The sequence below is a fragment of the Psychrobacter sp. DAB_AL62B genome (assembly GCF_028895345.1).
Lineage (GTDB): Bacteria > Pseudomonadota > Gammaproteobacteria > Pseudomonadales > Moraxellaceae > Psychrobacter.
Genome location: NZ_SAXC01000001.1, coordinates 1 through 26,177 on the forward strand (window position 1 = coordinate 1; position 26,177 = coordinate 26,177).

Annotated in this window: 21 protein-coding genes, 1 tRNA gene and 1 pseudogene; 13 read left to right on the plus strand and 10 right to left on the minus strand. The window is 41.9% G+C overall.

Annotation, left to right across the window (positions count from 1 at the left end; all coding sequences use genetic code 11):
- Nucleotides 1-115, plus strand: a pseudogene (locus EPB74_RS00005) (IS5/IS1182 family transposase); the annotation flags it as partial.
- Here the strand turns inward: EPB74_RS00005 and EPB74_RS00010 are convergent.
- The 3 genes from EPB74_RS00010 to EPB74_RS00020 all read right to left on the minus strand — a co-directional run bounded on the left by EPB74_RS00010 (nt 97) and on the right by EPB74_RS00020 (nt 1,581).
- The gene (locus EPB74_RS00010; RefSeq protein WP_342462726.1) at nt 97-330 is read right to left on the minus strand and encodes an Arm DNA-binding domain-containing protein; all 234 of its coding nucleotides are present in this window, start codon (nt 328-330) and stop codon (nt 97-99) included. The pseudogene EPB74_RS00005 and the gene EPB74_RS00010 sit on opposite strands and share 19 nt — an antisense overlap.
- Before the next feature lie 253 nt (nt 331-583).
- Nucleotides 584-670 (minus strand) — tRNA-Leu (locus tag EPB74_RS00015).
- A gap of 137 nt (nt 671-807) precedes the next feature.
- Nucleotides 808-1,581, minus strand: coding sequence for a ferredoxin--NADP reductase (locus tag EPB74_RS00020; RefSeq protein WP_089555195.1), 774 nt, complete (start codon nt 1,579-1,581; stop codon nt 808-810).
- Between the two features lie 426 nt (nt 1,582-2,007).
- On the opposite strand from EPB74_RS00020, the gene EPB74_RS00025 reads away from it, so the two are divergent.
- From EPB74_RS00025 to gspK, 8 genes are all read left to right on the plus strand, one after another.
- Nucleotides 2,008-2,904: an SAM-dependent methyltransferase gene (locus tag EPB74_RS00025; RefSeq protein ID WP_274902120.1), complete on the plus strand. Its 897-nt coding sequence runs from the start codon at nt 2,008-2,010 to the stop codon at nt 2,902-2,904.
- A gap of 58 nt (nt 2,905-2,962) precedes the next feature.
- Nucleotides 2,963-4,750: a GspE/PulE family protein gene (locus EPB74_RS00030; protein ID WP_274902121.1), complete on the plus strand. Its 1,788-nt coding sequence runs from the start codon at nt 2,963-2,965 to the stop codon at nt 4,748-4,750.
- A gap of 148 nt (nt 4,751-4,898) precedes the next feature.
- On the plus strand, nt 4,899-5,687 hold the full coding sequence (locus tag EPB74_RS00035; protein WP_274902122.1) for a TatD family hydrolase: 789 nt from the start codon (nt 4,899-4,901) through the stop codon (nt 5,685-5,687).
- Between the two features lie 233 nt (nt 5,688-5,920).
- Nucleotides 5,921-6,604: a TetR/AcrR family transcriptional regulator gene (locus tag EPB74_RS00040; protein ID WP_079692082.1), complete on the plus strand. Its 684-nt coding sequence runs from the start codon at nt 5,921-5,923 to the stop codon at nt 6,602-6,604.
- Between the two features lie 177 nt (nt 6,605-6,781).
- Entirely contained in the window at nt 6,782-7,465 is a 684-nt protein-coding gene (locus EPB74_RS00045; RefSeq protein WP_274902123.1) for a prepilin-type N-terminal cleavage/methylation domain-containing protein, read from the plus strand.
- 3 nt (nt 7,466-7,468) lie between these two features.
- Nucleotides 7,469-7,948: a type II secretion system minor pseudopilin GspI gene (gene gspI / locus EPB74_RS00050; RefSeq protein WP_274902124.1), complete on the plus strand. Its 480-nt coding sequence runs from the start codon at nt 7,469-7,471 to the stop codon at nt 7,946-7,948.
- Nucleotides 7,945-8,868 (plus strand): type II secretion system minor pseudopilin GspJ, encoded by a 924-nt coding sequence (gene gspJ / locus EPB74_RS00055; protein ID WP_274902125.1) that lies wholly within the window; start codon nt 7,945-7,947, stop codon nt 8,866-8,868. Before gspI ends, gspJ begins: the two co-directional genes overlap by 4 nt.
- Before the next feature lie 33 nt (nt 8,869-8,901).
- A complete protein-coding gene (gene gspK / locus EPB74_RS00060; RefSeq protein ID WP_274902126.1) occupies nt 8,902-9,990 on the plus strand; it encodes a type II secretion system minor pseudopilin GspK in 1,089 nt (362 codons plus the stop codon).
- A 76-nt stretch (nt 9,991-10,066) separates the two neighbouring features.
- Here gspK and EPB74_RS00065 read toward each other — a convergent pair whose 3' ends face one another.
- The 3 genes from EPB74_RS00065 to ychF all read right to left on the minus strand — a co-directional run bounded on the left by EPB74_RS00065 (nt 10,067) and on the right by ychF (nt 13,555).
- Nucleotides 10,067-10,747 carry a TetR family transcriptional regulator gene (locus tag EPB74_RS00065; protein WP_079692077.1) on the minus strand — a complete coding sequence of 227 codons (681 nt, stop codon included), beginning with the start codon at nt 10,745-10,747 and terminating at the stop codon, nt 10,067-10,069.
- Nucleotides 10,748-10,829: 82 nt separating this feature from the next.
- Entirely contained in the window at nt 10,830-12,239 is a 1,410-nt protein-coding gene (locus tag EPB74_RS00070; RefSeq protein ID WP_274902127.1) for a deoxyguanosinetriphosphate triphosphohydrolase, read from the minus strand.
- Nucleotides 12,240-12,463: 224 nt separating this feature from the next.
- Nucleotides 12,464-13,555 (minus strand): redox-regulated ATPase YchF, encoded by a 1,092-nt coding sequence (ychF, locus tag EPB74_RS00075; RefSeq protein WP_274902128.1) that lies wholly within the window; start codon nt 13,553-13,555, stop codon nt 12,464-12,466.
- Between the two features lie 354 nt (nt 13,556-13,909).
- Between ychF and EPB74_RS00080 the strand changes: the two genes are divergently transcribed.
- Nucleotides 13,910-16,099: an ATP-dependent helicase gene (locus EPB74_RS00080; RefSeq protein ID WP_274902129.1), complete on the plus strand. Its 2,190-nt coding sequence runs from the start codon at nt 13,910-13,912 to the stop codon at nt 16,097-16,099.
- Nucleotides 16,100-16,171: 72 nt separating this feature from the next.
- On the opposite strand, the gene EPB74_RS00085 is transcribed toward EPB74_RS00080, so the two are convergent.
- Entirely contained in the window at nt 16,172-20,755 is a 4,584-nt protein-coding gene (locus EPB74_RS00085) for an AAA domain-containing protein (protein ID WP_274902130.1), read from the minus strand.
- Between the two features lie 494 nt (nt 20,756-21,249).
- On the opposite strand from EPB74_RS00085, the gene EPB74_RS00090 reads away from it, so the two are divergent.
- The 3 genes from EPB74_RS00090 to EPB74_RS00100 all read left to right on the plus strand — a co-directional run bounded on the left by EPB74_RS00090 (nt 21,250) and on the right by EPB74_RS00100 (nt 23,536).
- The gene (locus EPB74_RS00090) at nt 21,250-22,497 is read left to right on the plus strand and encodes an NAD(P)/FAD-dependent oxidoreductase (protein ID WP_274902131.1); all 1,248 of its coding nucleotides are present in this window, start codon (nt 21,250-21,252) and stop codon (nt 22,495-22,497) included.
- Nucleotides 22,498-22,517: 20 nt separating this feature from the next.
- On the plus strand, nt 22,518-22,856 hold the full coding sequence (locus EPB74_RS00095; protein ID WP_274902132.1) for a RidA family protein: 339 nt from the start codon (nt 22,518-22,520) through the stop codon (nt 22,854-22,856).
- Nucleotides 22,857-23,104: 248 nt separating this feature from the next.
- The gene (locus EPB74_RS00100; protein WP_079692069.1) at nt 23,105-23,536 is read left to right on the plus strand and encodes a Replicative DNA helicase; all 432 of its coding nucleotides are present in this window, start codon (nt 23,105-23,107) and stop codon (nt 23,534-23,536) included.
- Between the two features lie 129 nt (nt 23,537-23,665).
- Here EPB74_RS00100 and EPB74_RS00105 read toward each other — a convergent pair whose 3' ends face one another.
- The 3 genes from EPB74_RS00105 to EPB74_RS00115 form a co-directional block, all read right to left on the minus strand.
- Nucleotides 23,666-24,502 (minus strand): enoyl-CoA hydratase, encoded by an 837-nt coding sequence (locus tag EPB74_RS00105; protein ID WP_274902133.1) that lies wholly within the window; start codon nt 24,500-24,502, stop codon nt 23,666-23,668.
- Between the two features lie 177 nt (nt 24,503-24,679).
- On the minus strand, nt 24,680-25,816 hold the full coding sequence (locus tag EPB74_RS00110; protein ID WP_274902134.1) for a glycerate kinase: 1,137 nt from the start codon (nt 25,814-25,816) through the stop codon (nt 24,680-24,682).
- Between the two features lie 71 nt (nt 25,817-25,887).
- Nucleotides 25,888-26,082 carry a hypothetical protein gene (locus tag EPB74_RS00115; protein WP_274902135.1) on the minus strand — a complete coding sequence of 65 codons (195 nt, stop codon included), beginning with the start codon at nt 26,080-26,082 and terminating at the stop codon, nt 25,888-25,890.
- Nucleotides 26,083-26,177 lie beyond the last annotated feature (95 nt).

Genomic DNA, 26,177 nt, shown 5'->3' on the forward strand with positions numbered 1-26,177 from the left:
GTTTGCAAGACTCAAGCATTTCCGCAGCATCGCTACTCGCTATGAGAAGTTGGCTCGTAATTTTAAGTCTATGCTTTACCTAGCGTGTACTATTATTCATTGCAAAATGAATTGAGGACACGCCCTAACAATGTTTTTCTTTATTTCTTCACGGTAAACTTTGGGATCGGTACCTTTACTATGATCTAGGTCTTCATACTCACGCCATACTTCACAAGCACGTGCATACGAGATACTTGGATATATACCGATAGATATAATACTTTGCTTAGGATTTGAAGGTGGATAGTATCTATACATCCATGACTTGGTTTCAGTAGGACGTACCATTAAAAAAGTTTAGGATGGTTTTTGACAGGAACGAAGTACTTCTTATCTTCAGGCTTGTGACTACTGATACTTCGGTCTGAACTGATCGCTTTTCTTTCCATAGCCTAGATCTCCATAAGTACACTCAAAACTCAATATACTCAAAGTGCATGGATTAGGGTAGATTCATAGGACAGTATAGAACGCCAGATACAACAAAGCCCCTGTTATCAGGGGCTTTAGCGGCTCTATAAGATAGTATAGCACTAGGTATTGGTACCGGTGGTCGGACTTGAACCGACACGCTTTTAAAGGCAACGGATTTTGAATCCGTCATGTCTACCAATTCCATCACACCGGCGTGTTAGGTGATAAAGTTTGTACTGCTAAACATTATCGAATTGGGCTACAGGGTTAACTCTGTATAGGCTGCGTATTATAGCAGCCTATTTTTGAGCGTCAAGAATTATTTATCATATTTTGTATAAAAGTTCTTTTTTAACCAACGAAGGCGCGTTCGACAGCATAATCCGCTTGGACGCCCATACGTGGTGAGACGGTCAGACCAAAGCCATCCAAAATCGCTGAGACTTCCGCATTAAAAGGCATACTACCGCATATGAGGACACGATCATCGTCTTTATTAATGGGTGGTAAGCCAATGTCTTCAAAAAATTTGCCAGATTTCATTAGGTCGGTAATACGACCGGTGTTTCTAAATTCTTCGCGAGTGACAGTAGGATAGTAAATGAATTTTTTACGGAACTCTTCACCAAAGATTTCATCATTCGGCAGCTCGTTTTCGAACATATCACGATAAGCCAAGTCACTGACACCGCGTACGCCATGTACCAGAATTATCTTTTCAAAACGCTCGTAGACTTCAGGGTCACGTGCTAATGCTAAAAATGGCGCAACACCAGTACCAGTTGACAGCATATAGAGGTTTTTGCCTGGTAATAGATCGTCTAATACGAGAGTACCCGTTGGTTTTTTACTGACCAATAATTCGTCGCCGACTTTGATATGTTGCAAACGCGACGTTAATGGACCGTCTTGCACTTTAATGGAGAAAAACTCTAGATGTTCTTCATAATTAGGACTAGCAATCGAGTAAGCTCGCAACAACGGCTTGCCATCAACGACCAAACCAATCATCGCAAACTCGCCATTGCGAAAGCGTAAACCATCGTCGCGAGTGGTCTTGATGCTAAATAGTGCATCATTCCAATGATGAACCTCTGTAACCGTTTCGGTGCGGAGTTTTGACATAAAGTCCTCGTTAGTAAGTGATAATCTGTATCAGTCAATTAAAATAGCTATTAAATAAATAAGTATCAAATAAAAATCTTCAATGATAGATTTAAAATGCTTCAAGTTAATAGCGTGTAGAGTCTATTTAGTGGCTTAGCCTATCGCGTCAACCGTTATTTTAACATTATTATTCAGTATTATGAGGTGATAGTAACGCCCATAAAAGCAAGATTTGAAGTCATTGTTTTATGAATGCAAGCCATTCTCAATAAATTTCTTGCTCATCATAACAAACTTTAAAATAAAAATCCGTCTAGCTGCCTTTCTATAGCATGATAAAATGGAATATCGTTAGCGAGTTATTTTGTATGATTCGCCAAATTTAGTTTGTATAGCCCTTATTTTTTAGTATAAATAACGGTTTCGCTTTTTTGGATTTGATTTATGAATTGTCAGACTGATTCGCTTATGAGTCATCATACGTCACCGATTATCGGCTACCATCATGCGCCGCTTTCACAAAAATTTGGCGCACCGAGACAGCCAAATTTGGTTGCCTTAACCAGCGTGATTGAAATGATTGCGCCTTATAATACGCCTGCAGCCTTTATTGGTTTGGCAGATTTTAGTCATATTTGGATCAGTTGGCAGTTTCATCATAACTATCTAAATAAAGAAAAACAGATAAAGAAAGACGAGCCGCCTAATAATGACAGCCAGCTTAATAAAGCCAATAGCAGCTTTCGTGCGCAAGTACGACCGCCACGCTTGGGTGGCAATCAAAAAATAGGCGTCTTTGCCAGTCGCAGTATGTATCGCCCCTCAGCGCTCGGACTATCTGTGGTTAAGCTGGAAGCTATTGAGATTGTAGAAGGGCGAGTGTTACTTATCATCAGCGGTGCTGATATGATAGACGGTACGCCAATTATCGATATCAAGCCCTATGTGGCTTATAGTGACGCAGTACCTGATGCAAAAAGTGGCTTTGCGCCATCTGCTCCAGCATTGTTGACTGTGACTATCACTGAGCCTGCATATGAGCAGTTTTTGCAATTCATAGCCGACCAAAGTGCTAATAACGAAGAACAAAACAATAATGAAGAAAAGAAAGACAGTAAAAAAGATACGCGTACCGTAACAGCAGTCATTGATAAAGCAAAAAAGCAATTATTACTATCTGATTTTGACGTTATAAAGGCATTAATTGCGCAAGACCCACGTCCTGCCTATCGCCGTAAAGAGATAAATACGCCATTTGTTATGCGTTATAAGTCTGTTGATGTGAGCTTTCAGCTGATAGCGTTAGGTGAGTTACAGATAACGGCAGTAATAGAAGTATAAGAAATACCAGCTAACATTATCAGCGATGAAACGACTTAAATAATAAAAGAAGAAAATTATGCCTGCTCAAAAGTACTCGATAGTGATTGATTTGCGTTGGTGTCTCGATGAATTGTTAGCAGATAAAGTAATCGATCAACGTGGCTATAATCTAGTGATTACCAGCCGCCGCAATAAGGCGCAACATCCGCTACTGACCATTAGTGAGTTTGGCTTACCAAATGGTCATGCGCTTGATAATAATCCTGAGGATAAATTGACGCTGGCATGGCTCAATCAATGGTTAGCCGCCAAAGCAGATATGCCGCTTGTCCGTATTGACCCGTTAAAGGTTGATGTACCAGCAGTGACGCAGCTGATGTCGTTTGAATATGCACGCTCACAGCATATTTTGCCGATTGAAGTGACGCTTAATGAAGTCGTTATCGGTACCGACCAGCCTTTTTATACCGACTGGCACGCCAATATTGAAAAACTCATTAAGTCAAAAAGCTACCGCACGGTATTTATTAACCCTGAGCAAATCAATCGCTATCGGCAAGAGTTTTATCAAGTCACGCAAGCGATTGCTGGTGCTAATTCTATTCATAAACGTGCAGCGTCTGATATCACCAATGTCGAAGCACTATTGCAGCTCGGCGATAATACCAATCCCGATGCCAACGACCAGCATATCGTTAAAGTCGTCGATTGGCTGTTGCAATATGCCTTTGAGCAGCGCGCCAGTGATATTCATCTAGAGCCACGCCGTGAGACAGGTAAAGTTCGCTTTCGTATTGATGGGGTGTTGCATAGCGTTTATGAGATGCCGCTGGCGATTATAGTAGCGGTGACCGCACGTATCAAAATTTTGGGGCGGCTCAATGTGGCAGAAAAACGTAAGCCGCAGGATGGACGATTAAAAACGCGCACCCCAAAAGGATTGGAGACTGAACTACGTTTATCTACTATGCCTACCGCTTTTGGCGAAAAGCTGGTGATGCGGGTGTTTGACCCAGAAGTATTGGTGCGCTCCTTTGCGCAGCTTGGCTTGTCAGGCAAGCAGTTAGAAACTTGGCATGAGCTGACCGCGCATCCAAACGGTATTATTCTGGTGACAGGTCCGACGGGTTCAGGTAAAACGACCACCTTATATAGTACCCTCAAGCAATTGGCGACTGAGCAAGTAAACGTCTGTACCATCGAAGACCCGATTGAGATGATTGAGCCCGCCTTTAACCAAATGCAGGTCAATCCAGGAGTGGATTTGCATTTCGCTGATGGCATTCGCTCTTTGATGCGCCAAGACCCTGATATCATTATGGTTGGCGAGATTCGTGATGCTGAAACCGCCAATATGGCAGTGCAAGCGTCCTTAACGGGGCATTTGGTGCTCTCAACCTTGCATACCAATGATGCGCCAAGCTCAATCACGCGTCTGCACGATTTGGGCATTCAGCCGTTTTTGACATCAGCGACGATATTGGGCGTGATGGCGCAGCGTTTGTTACGGACATTATGCCCGCATTGCAAACAAGCAGTTGATGTCACTGCAGATAGTGAGATTGCCATTCAATGGCAGGAATTGGTACAACCATGGCGCGCGCCCGTGCCCGCACAAATATATAAAGCGCAGGGCTGTGAGCACTGCCGCCATACCGGTTATCAAGGTCGCGTTGGTCTATACGAGATCATGCCATTATCAAATGAGCTAAAAAAACTGGTCGCTGCTGATGCGAATTTGGACCTATTAAAGCAGCAAGCCTACCGCGAAGGCGTACAGCCATTACGCCTATCGGGTGCGAAGCGTATTAGTGAAGGGGTAACGACCATGGAAGAGGTGATGCGCGTGGTACCTTTGCATTAGTAGTGCCGCTATATTAAAAAATGCCATTGCATTAAAAGTAAGTTTGTTAAGCCGTGCTTGAAAAGCGCACGCTTCAAAACAATAAATACGATACAAATTGAATTTTTTATCCTAATAATTTTTAAAAATGACTATAACGAGATTGTTTATGTTTACTGATAGCCACTGTCATCTTAACCGTTTAGATTTAACCAAGTACGACGGTCAATTGTCCGGCGCGATTGCTGCGATGAAAGCCGCCAATGTCACCCGTGCAATGGCGATAATGTGTGATTTTGCGGAATATGATGAGATTGCCAATATTGTCAGCACCTACGGCGATGAAACGCTCAACCTAGGTATGAGCGTTGGCATCCATCCTTGTGAAGACATCAGTGTTTTACAATCAACAACGGTCGAGCGTCTGATAGAAACTGCTAATGCCGATCATGTGTGGGCAATAGGGGAGACGGGGCTAGATTATTACTGGTCAACGGAAAATAAAAAAGCGCAGCAAGCCAGCCTTGCGCGTCATATACATGCCAGCCAAAGCCTAAAAAAACCGCTTGTCGTCCATATGCGTGATGCCAAAGAAGATACGATTGATATTCTAAAAGCAGAAGGTGCTGAGCATGGCATTATTCATTGCTTTACCGAAGACTGGGAAACGGCAAAACGCGCCTTGGACTTAGGGTTTTATATCTCATTCTCAGGTATCGTTAGCTTTAAAAGTGCGCAAAACATCAAAGATGCGGCAAAAAATATGCCTAGAGACAGAATATTGATCGAAACCGACAGTCCCTACTTAGCCCCTGTACCCAAACGTGGCAGACCTAATGAGCCTGCCTATGTACCCTACGTCGCCAGTTGTATTGCAGAGATGTATGGCTGTAGTGCGGAGGAGGTTGGTACGCTGACTGCAAAAAACTTTGAGAATTTACTAGCACAGTATCACTAAAATGGTTATGCTATGACCACTCAGTCATTTATTATAAGTTGTGGCGATTTTATGCGCCATGCAATGGTGCGTTAAATGTAACCATATGATTATAAATGATTATTTAGCAAACATACGCATATTCCTCTATTGTGGTCTTCGCGCATCCTTTGTATAACTTCATACTCTTGATACCGATACGCCAATGCAAAATGTGGTCATATGCATGATATTGTCAAGTTTTAGGAGAGATTATGAGTCGTCAGCATCAATTCAAGATACGAGAAGAGAATATCTTAGCAATGGCAGAGCAATTGCTACTTGAGTCAGGCGATGGTGATATCACTTTAGACAGCTTGGCAGATCAGCTTGATTTGGCTAAAGGCACACTTTACAAGCATTTCTCTAGCAAAGATGAGCTTTATTTGCGTATTATTATTCGTTACGAAGAACAGCTGTTTGAGATCAATCGCATTGACGATTGCCCATCGGCAGGTGTCGCGCGTATGATTTTTCAGCAACTGTTTAATCCACAAAAAGCGATGTTACTCAATCAAATCGAAGAGCGGTTAGCCGCATCAGTGACGGGTCTTAATCGCTTGTTTGGTGAGCTTTATGATATTCGCCGTCAGCGTATGAAGCGTTTAATCGATATTATCAGTGCTTATCTAAAAGACGAGCACAGCAGTTTGAGTACGCGTGATTATTTATCTTCTATCTGGGCGATGGGTCAAGGCGGTGCTGGGCTGTTGAACTCAAGCTTTTATCAGCGGTACTTAGGACGCCGTGATACTTTGCGCTATGCCTTTGTCCAGCAAGTATTAGAGCTGCCTAGCCATTATCCTGCCGCTGATGATGAGGTAATGGATGAGGATATGCAGGAATTGGTAGAGCAAATTGATACCGAGTCAGAAGAACATCGTAATGCCAATTATTAGGTTTTTACTATATCTTGAAAACCGTGAATAGCTATTTTATAAAAATCTGTGTTGTTATATTCTATATGGCAGCACATTAACCTTTATTTAACACAGTCAATCATATCTATCGTTCTATATATCACCCAAAATATACCGTCATTTTAAGAGAATGACGTCATTCTAGATGATCTCTGTATGTCAAAACCCTCATCACCAATAACACATCATCATACGCAGGCTGGTTTTACACTGGTCGAAATCGTAGTAGTAGTGGTTATTTTGTCCATATTCGCTGGCATGATGAGCTTGTCAGTTGGTAGCAGTGAATCACGTAAAAATCGCGCTTTTTATGAGCATCTGACTGATTCATTGAGCTACGTTAGGCTGTTATCAGCGGAACGTATGCAGCCGATGGGTTTGAGTCTACAAGCGAATAAGCAAGGTCAAGTTACCCCTGTTATTGTGACTCTATCCAATCCTTATGTTGCTTATCAAACGGACGCTTCCACGTCTTCTAGTAGAAACAGTACACCTAAAAATTCAATGGAGCTGTCGGCGGATTTATCCAGTATGTCTAGTGCGATTGAAGATAAATTACCAACGCCAAGCTGGGAGGTTGAGTCAGAAGTTACCTTGCCTGAATTGCCTGCTGGGGTGAGCTTAAGTGTGCAAAGCCTAGGTGCTGGTAATATATCCAATGCCGGACAAACCCAAGCGCTGCAACCTTGGTTTACAGATCAAACGGTACCGCAAGTATTATGGTTTGGCACGGGGCAAGCAGCGCCGGTGACCATTGAAGTGCGCCATAATTCGCGTTTGGTGGGTGAAGTCATTACGATTATGCCAGATGGCAGTATGTCGATAGGGCAAGGGCAATAACTGATGATGAATAATGAGAAAGCCAAACCTACCTATATAAACCGAAAGCCAACCCTATCAAAGTATGAAAACGGATTTACCCTGATTGAAGTGATGGTTGCTCTAGCGATTTTAGCGGTCGTTGCCGTTGCTGCAAGCCGTGCCAGTAGTGCTTATCTGAGCTCAGTCGATATATTACGGACGCGCACGCTTGCACATTTTGTTGCGCAAAACGCTGCAGCTGATTTACGGATTCAAGATACGTGGCTGACTGCTAATCGCACCCAAACGGTCAATGCTCAAGATCGCGATTGGCAAGTAACGATGACAGTCTCTGATGCTATTACACCTGCATTAAAAGAGGTGAATATCGCCGTTGCTCCTATTATAGATGGTCAGACGCGTACGGTAGTGACCGATATCAATATTATGCTAAGTAACGCTGAGCAAGATATTGGTAGTTTAGATTTGACCGACTCAAACCCAAATGGAGGTAGCCTGTGAAATCGCAGCATGGATTTACCTTACTTGAGCTGATGGTCGCCATGGCGATATTTGCGATGTTAGCAGTGGCAGGCTGGCAGGTATTTGATAGCGTTAATCGTGCTCGAGAACGTGCGCAATTTCATGCGGATAATTTAGCCGTTTTACAATATGCTTATTTGCAGCTACAACAAGATATGGGGCAAATCATTCCTTATCAAGCATTAAGCACTCAAAATGCCAATGCTTCAAATATCAATAACTCTAATATCAATAATTCAAATAATAGTGCGAATGGTAGCAGTCAAGAAAATGCGCCACAGCCTGTGCCTGAACCTTTTATGAGTTTGGATGGTGAGCATATCAGCTTTGTCCGTTTTGCTGATCCTGACCCCCGTTATCAAAGTAGTCCTAGTGTGCAGCACATCGAATATATTTTTGCTGATGAGCGTTTGATTCGCCGTCAATATACCAGTATAGGCGGAGGTAGTGATAGCATCAGTTTGGATAGTATTTTGCTTGAAGGTGTGACAGCGGGGCGCTGGCAAGCCTATTTGCCAGAAATGAGTACAAAGTTCCCTAATAAAGACAGTAGCAATAGTAACAATACCAGCGCCAATACCCAATCTGGGCAAGGAGCAGCTTCAGCCAATGCTCAGCCTAAGATCGTACTATTACCAAAAGGTATTGCCATCAATTTTACTTATCAAGATATGCCGATTACTTGGCAATGGGCGCTTGCTCCTCAGCCAATACCGAATAGCAGTGCCAATAAAAATAATGCTCCTAATAATGCTAACGGCAACGGTAATAGCAATGGTAGCAATAACAACAGCAATAGTGGCAATAATGATACCAATAACGATAATAGTAACGGCACGAGCAATAATAATACAGCCAATGACAATGTAGACAATAATAATTCAGGGAACAAGATTTAAAATGCGCCATTTGGTCAATAATAGAGGCGATTTATGCCAAGCATGCCAGTTATGCCAATGAAAGCCGACTCTCAGCGCGGGGTAGCGCTACTCACTATTTTGTTATTAGTAGTCAGTATTACGGTGGTCGCAGGAGCAATGCTTGCCAGTCAAAAAATTGCTATTAGACGCAGCGGTTTACTGTTTGATCAAAATCAGCTGTTACAAGATATCAATGCCGGTCAGCAATTAGCCGTTACGATGATTCGTGCTGACGCTAAGCTGAATGACACCGATAGCGAGCAAGATATTTGGGCACAGCCTATACCTCCTTATACGTTGGGTCTACATAGTATTGGCATTGAAATGCGTGACGAAGCCAGTCGCTTTAATATCAATAATTTATATCATAATGGAGGGGTTGATGCTGCAGCCTTAGAGGTATTCCAAAGGCTTTTAACCCAATTAAATTTGGCGCCAGAAATTGCCATTGCCGTCCTTGATTATCAAGATGCGGACAGCGAAGTGTATCTTGATGGCGGTGATGAAAGTACGGTTTATGCTCAGCAGTCCAATAACTCAGCAGATAAAAACTTACCCAATCAATCATTGGTCAATATTGACCAGCTGCAAAATGTGAAGGGTGTAAATGCTGAAGTATTGGCGGCGCTACGTCCTTATACCACAGTCGTGCCGTATTATTTACCTATTAATATTAATACAGCAAGTCCAGTCTTGCTTGCTGCTCTGATAGACGGCGCAACCAGCCAACAGATGCAAACCGTCGTCGACCTAAGAGCAAAGCAAGTATTCGAATCTATCGATGATATATGGCTATTGCCAATGTTGAGTGCTTTAGATGAAAAGCAACGAAAAGCACTAACGCCCTTGCTAGCGGTTGATAGCCAAGCTTTTATGGCGCTTATCACTGCCACTGATAATGCAGATATTGGGCAAGCAAGGCAACGTTATGCAACTATTATGATTAGCAAAACTGCAGCCAACGATGAGGTGGAAAATAACAATAGCAGTAATGATAGCGCCAACAATGCTGATAACAATACTAAAAGTGCTGACAATAAAAAGCCCAAAGACGTTAAAGTGGTTTCCCAGCGCCTTTGGGCATTTCGACCAATTTTTTAACGCTTATTCTTACAGTTTAAACGCTACATAGAGAAGTCTAAACATAAGCTAGTAAGCGCCAATCGGAAATATCGTCTTAATCGCTTAAATGCGTTTCTTCAGTAGACTTCCAATTATAAGCGCCATAAAACAACATCTGTGCTTGGCGCGTGCAATTGTGTAGCATAAGCTGCTTTTTATCTTCAATCTCAGCCAAATCGACTTCATCGTCATGGTCTTCAGTATAAGACAGCTCTAGCCAATCAATAATCCAAGAAAAGAACATATTAACCCCAGCCTCAGCCAGTAGCCTACGATCATAGGTATTGATATGGGTAAAAGCAGGCTGGAGCGCCAAATCTTCTGCTAAGCTTTGACCATGCTTTTTGATAAGCTCATTGATGGCTTTACGTACAGCGTCTGAGCCGCCATAGCGCTCACTGACTAAAAACTGCCAGTAGCAAGGCTGCTCACTGACCATATATAAAAATAGTTGAATGCTTTTAGCGATTTGACGCTCGAAGCTGCGTTTGCGCCCAATATGTAGGCTCTCACTTAAGGTTGCTAGCGTACCGCCCAACTCCTCAATGACCAAGGCGCGACCGAGTGACTCCATATCGTCAAAATGGCGATAAAATGCGGTCGGTACTACGCCAACCTCACGTGTGACCTGTCTAAGGCTGATAGAGCTAAAAGACTGTCCTGTCATACATAAATCAAGCACTGCATTAAAAAAAGCGTGCCGAGTTTGAAGTTTTTTTTGTTCGCGACTGCTCATAATATTTCAAAATTACCAGATAGATGTCTATCATACTCATTTCATTGCAAAAATACGAATGAAATACGCTTAAATGTAGCTTTTAAACAACAGTCCCCCAATGTCCTTGCAGCTCTTGGGCTAATCGATAAGCTTCATGGTCATTCATGCCGGTTATAAAGTCTAAGACATTAAGCATATTTTGATAAATATCATCCGATAAAATTCGGTGATGCTCATCAAGATGTGGTTTTAGCAACATTAATAATCGCTGCTGCTCAAACGACATTGGCGCGCTAGGCTGATTTGTCCAAGTCAGTGGCATAAAAGCATCTAGCAAGCGATGCAGGCATTGATTGGCCATCAGTTCCATACGTACTTTGCTTGGGTGATTGAATATTTTATCACGTGCCAATTCTTTGGCTTGGGTGATACCGCTTTGGACGGTCGCCTCACAATGCGCGAATAGACTACCTTGTAACGTACCCGCTAGCATCGCATCACTATTAGTCACAAAGGCGTCGGTTACCGCATTTACTAAGCGCATCATTGCTCGTGCACGCAGTGACGCCAGATGTTGCCTGACTGACATATGCGCAGGCAGGCTGATAGCGCTAGGCCGCTCACCAATGAGCTCATAAAAGATAGCAGCTACCTCAGTGTAGGTGAGCATATTCAGATTGATGCCATCCTCCAAGTCTATCAGTGCATAGCAGATATCGTCTGCTGCTTCTAATAAGTAAGCGAGAGGATGACGGGCAAAACCATCGTGTTGCTGCGAGCGTGGTAGACTTAAACATGCTGCTAATTCTTCTAATTGCGCGGCTTCACTATAAAAGCAGCCAAATTTTTGTACATTGCTAATAGGTTTAGCTTGATGAATCTCGTTGCTATGGGTCGCCAGCCAAGGGTATTTCATAAATGCCCCTAGAGTGGCGCAAGTTAAGCGCATACCGCCCAAATCAGGGTGGTGTTCATTACGAGTTAATATACGAAATCCTTGGGCATTACCCTCATAAGCCAGCAAGTCTAATTGCTCATTGCTGCTCATATTTTGCAGAACTGCTTGCCGTTCAGAGTGCATAAACCAATCACGGATGGCGTACTCTCCAGCATGACCAAAAGGCGGATTGCCGATATCATGCGCAAGACATGCCGCTTGGACAATCACACCGACATCAGCTGGCGTGACACCGTCAGGTAAACCACCTTCTAATTTATCATGGAGTTTTTCTGCTGCCATTACGCCTAAAGAGCGTCCGATACAAGAGACTTCAAGTGAATGCGTTAAGCGTGTATGAATGCCCAATTGATTGGTCAGTGGATGTACTTGAGTTTTTTGATTCAGCTGACGAAAGGAGTGCGAAAACACCAGTCTGTCATAATCTTTATGAAAAGAGGAACGTGCGCTGTCTTGAGCGGGGGCTTTTTTATGACTGCCCAAACGCTGCGCACTAAATAGTCGTGCCCAGTGCTCAGCTGGACTGCTTGGTTTATCACATTGAGTACTCATAAATCATAGTCCACTATTCGTCATTATTATTTTAAACGATTTAAGCTCTTTTAAAAATTTTGGATAGGTAAAGGGTTTGTGCTTACCATACTAAAATCAAGCGCATAAAAAAGCCAGCATCGAGGCTGGCTTTTTAGTAGTGATATGCTAAGACTGTGTAAGTAAATAATTATGCTATTAAGCCATTAACCTAGCTAATTATTTCAGCACTTAAGTATTTAAAATTATACGTTAAAACGGAAATGCATCACATCGCCATCTTGCACGATATAGGTTTTACCTTCTAAGCGCGATTTACCGGCAGCAGCAGCGCCTTTTTCGCCATTGTGTTCGATAAAGTCTTCATAGGCAATCACTTCAGCACGAATAAAGCCGCGCTCAAAATCGGTATGAATCACGCCAGCTGCCTGAGGTGCTGTTGCACCAACGGCTACTGTCCATGCGCGTACTTCTTTAACGCCAGCGGTAAAATAAGTTTGCATATCAAGCAAATCATAACCACCGCGAATCACTTGATCAAGACCCGCTTCTTCCATATCCATCTCAGCCAAGAAGTCTTTTTTATCATCTTCATCAAGCTGGGCAATCTCAGATTCAATTTGATTACATAGCGCGATAACGATAGAGTCTTCACCAGTGGCATAGTTACGCACTGCATCAAGATATGGGTTATTCTCAAAGCCATCCTCAGAGACGTTGGCGATATACATGGTAGGCTTAAGGGTAATGAGACCATAGCTTCTGATCAGTTTTTTCTCATCAGCATCAAGATCGGCGGCGCGTGCGGCTTGACCTTCTGCTAATAACGGCTCTATTTTTTTGAACACATCAAGCATAGCCTGCGCATCTTTATCGCCGCCTTTGGCTTTTTTGGTCAAGTTGAAAACCGCACGCTCAACCGCTTCTAAATCTGCCAATGCCAACTCAGTATTAATGGTTTCGATATCATCAATCGGGCTGACGCGACCATCGACGTGTACAACGTTGTCATCATCAAAGCAGCGTACCACGTGAGCAATCGCATCGGTCTCACGGATATTGGCTAAAAACTGGTTACCCATGCCTTCGCCTTTTGACGCACCAGCGACCAAACCTGCGATATCAACAAACTCCATTGTCGTTGGTAATACGCGCTCAGGATTGACGATATCAGCCAGTTTTTTGAGGCGTAGATCTGGAACAGGCACGATGCCAGTATTGGGATCTTTGGTACAAAATGGAAAGTTTTCAGCGGCAATACCCGCTTTGGTCAAGGCGTTAAACAGGGTGGATTTACCCACGTTTGGTAGGCCGACGATGCCGCAATTAAAACCCATAGTAGTCTCTCAATATAGTAATAGAATCAATTAGCTTAAAACTTAATGAAATGTGAAATCAAAATTGGGCGTATTGTAGCAAATTTAACCCAATATGGGTGAGGTTGTTATGCTAGATACTTGGATTTTCCCCACTCATTATCAACCACGTTTAGTGCTTTCATTATTATGCTAAGCTACTATCTGTAAATCATAATCAAAGCCGTTTAGCTATCATCAATAGTTGAGTAACAGCATAACATTTCATTCCGATATCTAGACCCATGCGTACAGATTAAACGCCTGTTTATCTCATTTATTCCGTATGCTAATAATAAACTGCGCTACAAACAATATCAAAGGCAATCGCTCATAATGACTACCACAATTTTTGCTACACACCATTATAATTATCCGCAAAATTTCATCGAGATGAAGCCAAAGCTTACGCGTCTTGAACAGGCGATTAAGAAGCTCGAAGCCAATTTGATGGATGCTGATGCTGAGGTGTTAGAGCAAAGGCTTGCCAGTCATTTAGGGTTACAAGTTGATTATGCCAGTGAGCTCAACCCCAACCAACTCTTAGCCGCTACAACTATTGAGGGCAAGGTGTTGGTCATTGCTGGTGCAGGCTCCGGTAAAACCAAAACTCTGACGTATAGAACCAGCTATCTGATAGAAAACGGTGTGTCGCCTAAGGAGATTTTATTACTGACCTTTACCCGTAAGGCGGCCAATGAAATAAAAAATCGCGCCAAGACCTTGCTGGCAAGCACATTATCTGTTGATAAATGGTCTAATGAGGATTTAGCCAAGGATAAGCTGCCAACTAATAAGGCGCTAAACGATATCACTAGCGGTACATTTCATTCTTTTTGCAACATGTTATTGCGCCAATATTCAGGGCTGCTTGGTATCAATCCGCGCTTTACTATTTTAGATACGGGCGATAGTGAGGATGCTATCGATTTGATTCATAAAGAAAAAAAGTATCCGATAAAAACAACCAATCAAGCGTTTCCGCGCAAAAAAACTTTGCAGAATATCTTTTCAACCTCTAGAAATCGGCGCATTCATATCCGTGATTTGATTGAAAGTAGCTATCCTGATATTGCCGTGCATATTCCTATTATTGAGCAATTGGCCGTTGATTTTCATCAGTATAAGCGCGCCAATCATTTATACGATTTTGATGACATTATTAGTCAAGTAGTACGTCATTTAAAGAGCAATGACACCTTTCGGCAGCTGCTACAAAAGCAATATCGTTACATCATGGTTGATGAATATCAGGACACCAATATCCCGCAAAAAGAGCTGATTGACCTCATTTGTGCACCTGCATCGGTGTCGTTAATGGTCGTCGGTGATGACAACCAAAGTATTTATGCGTTTCGCGGTGCCAATTATGAAAATATCTTATTGTTTGGAGAGCGTTATCCTGAAGCAAAGCTCATTAAGCTTGAGCAAAATTATCGCAGTACCCCAGCTGTGCTTGATTATATCAATGCCTTGTCCGCACAAATCACGCTAGGTTATCAAAAGCAGTTGTACTCTGCGGTATCCATCAACGGATTAAAGCCTGTATTTCGCCGCTTAAGCGATGAAACCAAAGAAGCACGATATATCGCTGATAAAATCATCGAATTGAAATCTGACTACGATTATCAAGACTTTGCCGTCTTGTGTCGAACGTCTTTTCAATCCAACTACGTCCAGCTCGAATTTATGGAACGTCATATTCCGTTCATCGTGGTGGGCGGCATCCGCTTTATTGAAAGACGCCATATCAAAGACGTTTTGGCGTTTGTTAAAATACTTTATAACCCCAACGATACCATTGCATGGCATCGTATTTTAACCTTATTTAAAGGGGTGGGGGCAGTCACTGCAACGCGATTGACTCAAGCAATCAATGCCGATAATAACTCTTTTGAGCCGTTGATGATGGCAAATTTTGCCAAAAAAAGTACTCAGCTTGAGCCGTTGTATAAAATGCTGAGCAAAGCCAGTGAAGCAGAATCTGTCGAAATCATTATCGAGCTGGTTCTTGAGTTTTATATGCCAGTTTTAAAAATTAATGAAGACAATTGGCGTGAGCGTAGTGAGGATTTTCGCGTCCTTAAAAATTTAGCCACAGAGCATGATAGCCTTGATAAGTTTTTAGAAAATCTTGCTCTTGATCCGCCTAATGATTCAGTGGCGACCGCAGGCGAATCTGAGCAAGGAGAGGAAAGTAACGATAAGGTAACCATCTCTACCATTCATAGTGCCAAGGGGCTTGAATGGCCAGTGGTATTTGTGAATTCATTGGTCGATGGTATGACGCCGCATTACCGCTCGCTGAGTGATTTTGAAGAGTTGGAAGAGGAGCGTAAGCTGTTTTATGTGGCTTGTAGTCGCGCTAAGAATAGATTGTTTTTAACGGCGCCAGATTACTTCTCAAGCTATTCAGGGTATTTCGATAAAGTCTCACGGTTTATTGCTGAGTTGCCCGCTGATAAGGTAACGGTCGAGACCAGCAAAAAGGCTATAGATGAAAATGATGATCCGGTGTGGTGGTGATTATTTATAGTTATATAACCTTAAATAATTACTACTACATCTAGCTCAACGTTTTAACTTAACATTCTTTATCTAAGCATCAGCTTCTATATTAACCATTGGTTCTTCAACGGTATTGACCACTCTAGACTCGACGTATGAGCTGCGGTAAGACTGGTCGGTAGTGACGGGATGAATCTGTAAATGTTCCAGCTCTGCCAATAAATCTTGAATGACTTCTTGTTTATGGGTTATAAAGGTAGAGGCAAAGCAACGCCAGAATTTCCAGCCAGCACGCTCAAGAATATGTTGGCGTTGCATATCGCTTTCCCATTTATCAGGTCCATGATATTTATCGCCATCACATTCGATAGCTAAGCTATTGTCCTCTTCACCTTCGACAACCATATCGATTCGGTACGCACCTGCTTTAACTTGCGGAATGACTCGGTAGCCTCTCTCAATGAGAATGTCGAAGATCTCTTCTTCAAAAGGAGATTCACACTTATCACGTAAATCAGCAACTTGCTCTTCATCTTGCATAAACGGCGCTTGAAAGTGTTTGATGAGTTCTGCTCGGTAGTGATCAGCTTGGCTAAGTTCGTCCAGCTCGATGCTACGTACCAAGTACATTCTATCGCGCGCTCTTGATGCGGCAACATTCATGCGCTGGGCGAAGGTATCTCTCGTTTGCGCATGCGCTGCTCCTGGTGCAACGACCAGTGACAAAAACATGATATCGCGCTCTTTACCTTGAAAGGTTCTAGCATCACCGCAAGCAATATCAAAAGCGGTCATGACAGTCTCATCCAATTCTTTATTGAGTAACTCCATAATGTTATGCGCTTGCTTATTACCTAATAATGAAACGACACCGATGGTTTTATCTTTATAAGCTGGGTCGGACGTAATCGTTTTTATTTCATCGACGATAAACCTAACTTCTGAAGGGTTAATATCTGCTTTACGATAGCCATCGACTACATAGATATCAATCAACGGAGGGTCTAAGCGTTCTGAAGGTTTCGCTTTACGTAAGGGTATGAGTTCGTGATTATAAAATTCACGTTTTGAGAACTCGATAATAGGCGCAACACTACGAAAATGTTCTTTTAACATGACGGTGCTACCAGCAAATACGACTTTAAATAAGTCATATATTGAGCGATCAGGCGACATTTGTGAGCGATATACAGGCACTTGATTGCTCAAATATTGCGCCATCAAATTGCGGATTTTTTCGATATCGAGACCAACCCCTTCTGGTGAAACCTGCTTATCGTCACCAACGATTAAAACTTTTTTCGCTCTCATAATTGCTGGTAGCGCGGTCAAATCGGATTGAGACGCTTCATCGATGATAACTAAGTCAAAGCTTCCGAACTCTGCTGGCAAGGACTCGGAAATACGATAATGTGGCATAATCCAACAGGGGATGGCAGCACTTGCGCCAGCAGAAGCCTCACGCGCTTCTCGCCGATAATAATGGGCGCCTTTACCTGTTCCTTTACCAATACGCATAATAGCAGAGCGGTATTTTTCTAAAGAAGCTCTAACGTTTGGCGTTGCATTTTCTGCGACTTTTAGCCAAGCTCTTTTGGTGATAGCTTGTTGATAGAGTCTTGCTAAATCTGACTCTAAGCGGCTACGAGTTTTGGTTAGATCAACCAACTCTCTGCGATCATCTATGCTGTCTATAAAGCTCATTAATCTATTAAGCCGCCAAATTTGCTGCCAATTATCAGGCAATAAATTATCGGATAACAACTTATCTTCAGATTCAATATAAGGCTGACAACGCAATTGTTCCGCCCAGAGCGGCGCACCATTGTTTTCAATAATCTCTGTGATGGCAGCGACAATCTCTAAGTCTGTAGCAAGGTTATTCACTCGCTGTAGCTCATTTAGCAGATTTTCCCACGTTGTCTGTAATGCAGCATCAGACAACATCTGACTGCCAACTTGTTGCTCTAGAAAGGTAATTATTTTTTCACTAATGGCACCATTACAGTCTGCAAGCTCGTTAAGTAATGACTCTTTTAGTAACAGGCTCTTCGTCAGACTATGTCTTTTTAAATGTTGGTCAAGAGTATTTTTAATCTCAGCTAAAACATTCTTATTGTAATGCGCTTTAGAAAGAATATCCCAGTCTAAAAATATAGTGTTTAAAGCTTGTTTGATATTGTGCTGTAGGTTTCTGCTATTAATAATGTCTTCATATAAATAAACGGCTGAGTTTAAATTAGACAAGTTATCAGGTGATACATCAAATAATGGTAGGGATAGATCATTTGATAATGCATTCCATCTCACAATAAGCTCTTGTGACTTTTTTCTAAACGCTATAAAGCTCGATATATATTGCCAATCCTCTACGCTTGCGGGTGGTGTTGAGACTATCATAATAGCTTCAAGGTTTTTCTTTTCGGCTGACTTACCAAAAATCCCAGCTATACCGAATGGTTTCTTACCTTCAGATAAGTTTTTAATCGCGTCAACGAGCTCTGAATTTTTATCAAAACCCTCAGCTATCGTGATAGGTTTGGTTAAATAAACCGTTCTCTCATCAAAAAGCGCTTTGATTTCATCGTTAAGTATAGTTAGGTGAGCGATGATATCTTGCTTCGTCTGGTCATCTAAGTGCTGCTGAATATTAGTTGTCCATTCCTGTCCAACCGCTTCCGTTTTTTGCAGAAGATCAATTAGATGGGAGGTATTAGAAGCAGCTTCGTGAGCAATGCTTATAGTGTTAGCACTGTCGTCTACTAAACTTGGAATCTCACCTTGCTGTTCTGCTTTTTTTAATTCATTGGTATAAATCAAATCTTGGTGCAGTTGCTTTATCGTATTAATAGGCGGCATGTCGGCAACAGCAGGGAATTTTTTATTAAGATAATCCAAATCAATGCCGAGCTTTATTCTTGCTTTTTTTAGCTCAGTAATATCGGCAGGAGTAAATTGAGGCGTAAAAGTATCTTCTATGCCTAATGTATCGGGGAAGCTTTCAATCAGCTGCCTGTTTTGAGCAACCTCAATTGCTGCGTCTATTGGTTTAATTGTTTCGCTATCCAGTACGATATTATCAAGATTTAACCGTGCCCAAGCCGTAATATTATTATCAGTGCTGGCCAACTGGGCATGAACGGTATCAACTTGATTATCTAGCATGACGATTTCTTTTTTGTAGACCTCGCGATTGATACTAGAAACTTCACTCGATATTTTCTTAATGGTATATTCAAACTGCTTGAACCCTTCATTTTCACTGGTCAATAGACTAACCGCTAGTGGTCGAATAGATTCAGGCAGTTGCTCTTGCAAGACTTTTAAAGCGGGGTCTTTCATTGAAGTAACTAAAACTCGCTTGCCCAGTGCTAAGTAATGACAAATAACATTGGCAATGGTATGGGTTTTACCTGTACCGGGCGGCCCTTGAACGACCACACCATCGTGGACACCCAGTTGTTGTATGATTTGCACCTGCTCACTATTGAATGCTTTGGGGAAATACAACTCCGCTGGAGTGCCTATATAGTTATCACTACCATTAACCATTGATAGGCCACGATAAGTAGGTAAAACTACCTCTTTATTTTCTGTGGCAGGTTCTGTCAGTATGGCGGTTAGAGCGCTTGGTAAATGAATGTCGTCACTGTTTTCGAGTTTGACCGCGAACTTAGCTAAATCTTGCAAAAATATATTATTACTTCTAGGGCGTGCCATAATCACCCATGTATCAGTGACGATAAGGTTATTCTGAGCCTTAGGTATTTTTCGCTCACCTACAACCGTATTGTCAGGCCAATACACTCCAGAAGAATCAAGCAACGTCACCGCTGATTTTAAGATAGGCTCATAGCTACTGGGCAAAAAAGGGTTTAATAAAACATCCTCTGATTCATAAAATTGTTTACTGTCTGTTAATAGATTGGCCAAACCTTGGTTCTCATCAATAGAAAAAGGTTCAGTCTCCAGCGTAGGTGGAGAGGGGTTGGGCTTTATAAGTAGAGCCATTGTTTTTTGATCTAATACTATCTCGATAGTCTGGGTTAATAACGGATACTTTATTTGTTCGCTGTTTTGTTCATTATCAGCATTTTGTCGTACAGCAATACCCACGCCCCAAACCAGCTCAAGCGATTCGTCAGCCAAATTCCCTTGCAGCATTTGATTGAGTTTAAATAGCTTTGCATATAAAGCAATACTTTGGCGTACGAGTTTTTCTTCTATTAGCCAAGGTTTCCAGATGTTGTCGATATAACTTTTAAGCTCATTTTGCAGTATGTCTCTATCAGAAAAATCTTTTAGATGAACTTCTGTTTTTAATGAGTCATCTTCGAGAACTAATTGTTCATTTTGATGGCTATCCTTAACCTCAAATGGGGTAAATACTTCTTCATAAGCCCTAACGCTATTACCTGCTGGCTGCTGTACATGTATTTTTGCTTTCAATAAAGGTTGGTCACTGAACTTTGTTGGCATATCTAACCAGCTTGCTAATAGCGCGCTGCTAGATTGTGGGGCAGAGTTTTCACGTAAGCGCTCTAAACGTAGCCAAACTTCATTAGACTCATCATCTGTGATATTGAGACTAATACCTGGCAAACCTATCACTTGCTCTTCAGTACAATTGAAATCGTTATGTTTAACGAAGTCCTGAGTAGGAGTCTTTTTCATCAAAGCGCACTGCTTAATGAATTCAATCTGAGAGGCCAGTCTTTTTACGTAAATACTCATTTATTAAATTTCCAAATCATTCAAAGTTAGCCCTGAAATTACTGACACTTCTTAGGTGTTATTTATAAGGTGCCGAAATCATAAAGTACTTAGATTACTGCTCATTCATAAACTAAAAACAAAAACCAAACTATAGCACAGAAATTAATAGTAATAAGTCGCATCTAGTCTTTTTAAAAATGAAGGCTAATCATCGCTATTCTTAGTATTGATGATTTATGAGTTATTAAACATATGATTCTATTTCAGCTAATTTTTCTCACTATTCCTTGCAAAAATACCTTTTAGAAAAGTGCATAACCAAAAGTATTGAATAGCAAAAATATTTATTAGATAAGGGTTTAATATTTGGCTCAATGCGTTACTATTACTACCTTATTTATTAAAGCCTTATATTCGACACTCGTATTAAGACCATAAGAAAAGGATAGGTTATGCGCTATGAAGTTATTGTGATCGGTGCAGGTATGGTTGGCACATCAGTTGCTTGGCATCTACAAAAAAACAACGCTCAAGTTTTACTTTTAGATAAAAAACTACCAGGCTCAGAAACTTCATATGGTAATGCTGGATTGATTCAGCGAGAGGCGATTCATACGCATCCGTTTCCGCGCCAGCTGACTGAAATGATACGCGTATTGCCTAACCAAGGTACTGATATCCGCTATCGAATACCGGCGATTTTGCGCTACCATCAGGCGCTATTGCAGTATTGGAAATACTCTACGCCAGCTTCAGTCAAAAAAATAGAAAGCGAGTGGCAAACCCTGATTGAACATTGCACCAGCGAACACCAAACCATGATTACCGCCGCAAACGCTGAAGATTTGATCAGCCGGAAAGGCTGGTTGCAGCTACATCGTTCTGAAGAGACTTTGGAAGTAGCTATTGCTGCCGCCATCAAAGACCGTGATCAGGGCGTCGAGCATAATGTGTTGACGGTAGAAGAATTAAAGGCAATAGAACCTAGCGCCAATTTTGAAGGCTTTGTTGGCGCCATTCATTGGTTAAACTCTTGGCAAGTATCAAACCCAAGCTCATTGGTCAAAGCTTATGCAAAAAACTTCCAAGAGATGGATGGTACGATTAAAGAGAGTAGCGTAAAGGAAGTTTTGCAAGACGAAAACGGCTGGAAAGTCATAACCGATACCGACACTTTTTATAGTGACAAGTTGGTTATTGCTGCCGGACCTTGGTCTAATGATTTGATCAAACCACTTGGCTATAATCTACCGTTATTCCCGATGCGTGGCTACCATCAGCACTTTAAAGTGACAGAGAAGAACACGATCAATCACAGTATGTTTGATATGGATAAAGGTTTTGTCATGGGACCGATGCAGCAAGGCATCCGTATTACGACGGGTGCTGAGATGACCACGATGGATGCGCCAAAGAACTTTGGGCAATTGAAAACGGTACTAAAGCTTGCTCGAAAAATATTGCCACTAGAAGATGCCGTTGAGAGTGAGGCATGGGCAGGATCACGTCCTTGTATGCCTGATATGAAGCCGGTCATTGGTCCTGCGGTTGCTCACGATAATTTATGGTTCGCATTTGGTCACAGCCACCAAGGCTTCACTTTAGGGCCTATGACAGGTCGTCTCGTTGAAGAGATGATTCATGATAAGCCTCTATTGGTCGATGTCGAGCCATTTAGCGCTCAACGTTTTTCTAGCTAATTGTTTAAAGGGAATAATCTATGCAAAAGCTCCATAGTAGTCAGCGTATGAGTAAAATTGTTGTTCATAACCAGACCATTTATCTATCTGGTCAAGTTGGCAACGCTGAGGATGACATCAAAGCCCAAACTCTAACTTGCCTAGAAAAAATCGAAAGCTTACTACAAGAAGTAGGCAGTGATAAATCAAAGCTGCTGTCAGCGACAGTATGGGTGAAAAGTATGTCTGATTTTGCCGCGATGAATGAAGTATGGGATAAGTGGTTTGAAGGCGTACAACCACCAGCCCGTGCTTGCGGTGAATCTGCATTGGCGCGTCCTGAATTGCTGGTAGAAATCACAGTAATAGCTGCTGAATAACTTACTTAATTTGATATTTGAATAAAGGTAAAAGGGTGTGATATCGATATCACGCCCTTTTCTGTAAGCTATTCATGTTAATTAGTTTATAATCAATATAATTTAAAAAAATGCAGTTCTAATGGTATAAACGCCTCCGAGTCTTAGAAGAGGGCGTTTTTGCTAAGGAAATATATTCACAGCTGTGTTTGCTTTATTTGGACTGACGATATCGTTATTTAACGAGCAATAAAAAAGGGTGACAAGTTATGATTAATACCAAAATATATAAATCGATTTATGTGTTAGCAGAAAACCTATTAGAAGCTGACAGTAAAAACGATCAAAAGACATTTGATTCACTTTATGCGCAGCTAAAAGATCTTTGTATTGAAAATGAGAAGAGCGATAAAGATCACCCTGAACAGTGGGAGACATTGGCTGACTTCACTGAAGATTTAGAAGAGGCGCTGGTTATCTATCAAAAAGCCTTAGACAAAGCCGCTGCGATTAATTCAAAAGACCATCTGTCATCGATTGCATTTTCTATGGCCGAACTACAACTTGAATTGGGTCAAACTGATGCAGCTATTAAGAGTCTACAAAACGCTAAAATAAGCGCCAATAAAATTGAAGATAGAGAATTTAAAGTGGAAATAAACGAGCTGCTTGCTACCTTAGTACCTGAAGTACCCGAGTAAATCTCAAACCTTACCGTTCGTCCTCCTAATTATTTTTATGATTGATAAGGACTGTATTGGCTTAAATACCATACTAAAGGCATCTTTTTGTGACTTTAGTTTTGTAGCTTTAGTATGGTGATATAACCTTTAACGTCCTGTCCATACCGCATGGCGCTTTTCGATAAAGGCGTCAATGCCTTCACTTACATCATCCGCCATCATATTGCAAGTCATTACCTCGCTAGCATATTCATAAGCATCTGCTAATTCCATATCTAACTGCTTATAAAACATATTTTTCCCTGTTCTAACAGCGACCGAAGATTTGGCAGTAATAGCATCTATCAAAGATTGCAGGGTCGCATCTAATTGCTCAGCGGGTGCCACACGATTGATCAATCCTTGCTGCAATGCAGTATATGCATCGATAAATTCACCGGTAATCAGCATCTCAAATGCTTGCTTGCGAGGTAAGTTGCGACTGACAGCGACAGCAGGCGTGGAGCAAAACAGCCCAACATTTATGCCAGAGGTTGCAAATTTAGCATTGTCCGAGGCGACGGCCAAATCACACGCTGCGACCAGTTGACAGCCAGCAGCGGTGGCGATGCCTTGCACTTTTGCGATGACCACTTGCGGCATCTGATTGATGGTTAGCATCATCTGGCTACATTGTTCAAATAAGGCGCGCTGAAAAGCCTCATTGGGATTGGCGCGCATCTCTTTTAGGTTATGACCAGCACAAAACGCCTTACCGTTTGCTGCAATGATTACAACTTGAATATTATTATCTTGGGCAATGCTGTCCAGCTCGGTTTTCATCGCAGAAAGCAACTCAACGGATAGGGCGTTGAATTGCTTTGGGCGGTTTAGTGTGAGGGTAACGACGCTGCTTAAGTCTTTATTACTTTCTCTAATAACCAAAGGCTCGTTGATGTCTACCGTTGAAGTGAGTACGGTTTTATCTGGGTTAAATTCTGTCATTTATCTTCCTTGATAAAAAGAGGTTAATTATAAAATCATCTCTAAGAGATGCTATCAATAGTCATCTGAATGATAGCATGCTTTAATGAAACCCAAAAATGACTATAAAATTACAATGAATAGCTAGGAGTGAGCTAGGTTTGCTGATAGTTAACAAAAGCTTCAAAGGACTGCTCCTTATCTCATGCTTTGACCCAATCTTATTGCCGCAGCAATATTGGCAGCGGTGGTTTCAATATTGCGATAAGCGTTTTTAAAGACGTTATCGATGGTATCTATTTTTTGGATACTGGGCATAATGACATCGAACTGGCTGGTCTGAGCAGGTTTTAGCCCATCAACGCTGCCGCAAATAGCAATGACTGGAGTATGACTGGCTTTGGCAAGCTGGCTGATACCGCCAGCGACTTTACCCATGGCGGTTTGTGCGTCAAGTTTACCTTCGCCAGTGATAACAAGATCCGCATTAGCAATGTGCTGCGATAAGTTAGCAACCTTGGCAACAGTATCAAAGCCTGACTTCAACTGGGCGTTGCAAAAGGTCATTAACGCATAGCCAAGACCGCCAGCTGCTCCAGCGCCTGCTATCTCTTGATAATTCTGATAGCCATGCTGCTCGCATACACTAGCAAAGTGACTTAACGCTTTATCCAAATCATTAATTTGCTGCGAGCTAGCGCCTTTCTGAGGGCCAAAGATAGCACTGGCACCCAACTCGCCGCATAGAGGATTGGTCACATCACAAGCCACTTCAAATACTGTCTCTAACACGCTGACATGAAAGCTTGTCGCATCTAATCGCTGTAAATTGGCAAGCTCGCCGCCACCTTGGGATAGCTTATTTACATCACTATCATGAAACGTCATGCCTAATGCCATTAGCATGCCAAGTCCTGCATCATTGGTGGCACTACCACCGAGGCCGATAATGATACGCTTTACGCCTTCCTCTAGAGCATCTGCAATCAGCTCACCGACGCCATAGCTGCTGGCAATAACAGGATTGCGCTCTGCCACAGTCAATAGATGTAAGCCGCACGCTTGGGCGATTTCGATGACAGCGGTCTCATCAGGCAATAATAGATATTTTGCGCTAATGGGTCGCATCAAGGGATCATGGACACGCACTTCTTTCCAGCGCCCACCCAATACATAGGACAACACCGCAGAAGTGCCTTCGCCACCATCTGCCATAGGCAGTAGCTTATAGTCAGCGTCAGGAAATACTTGACTGAATCCAGCTTGGATAGCGTGGCAAACATCCAATGCCTCTAAGCTTTCTTTAAACGAGTCGGGGGCGATTAAAATCTTCATGGCTTTCTCTTTAAATATCTCTTTGAATCTTTTTTTAATAACTTAACTAAGGCTTTATATAAATACTAAGGTCAATAACCAAATAAAGATGATGCTTGTATTGCTACCACAATAGCGGCATCCGTTTTTTCAAAGACTAGGCTGATAATCGTACCAAATATAATAACTAAACCAATATAACCCAAGATACTATTAAAGTAATCAAAGCCATTAGAGATCGCCTTAGCGACGGTATTAAGTGGTATTTGATAAAATAGTGTTACCAAAAAGCTGATAATGTTAAAACTTAAAAATATGCCACCTTAACTTTGCGGTGGCAAAAACCACATACTATCAGAGTATGTGGTTTTTGTTTTGCATG